This is a genomic window from Cupriavidus sp. 8B (assembly GCF_054589115.1).
Map to the genome: position 1 here is coordinate 1 of NZ_BAAILO010000644.1, position 241 is coordinate 241.

General features: G+C 65.1%; 1 pseudogene. It reads right to left on the reverse strand.

The features are described from left to right. Positions 1-241, reverse strand: a pseudogene (locus ACYP5B_RS51530) (IS4 family transposase); the annotation flags it as partial.

Here is a 241-nt window from a genome sequence, read left to right on the forward strand (position 1 = left end):
GCTGGAGCCGGGAGCGTGACGATGGCCTCGTCGCGGCCGGAGCGGACGAAGTGTCGCACGGCGGTAAAGCCGCTGCCGTCGGCGCGCATGCAGAAATGGATTTTTCGTTCGTTGAGCACGGCCACCAGCCAGCGGGCGGGGTAGCCGCGGTCGAGCAAGAGCAAGTCGTCGGATTGCAGGCGATCCAGATGCTCGAACAGGATCTGGCGTTCGTTCTCGTGCACGCTATGCAGTGAGGCGG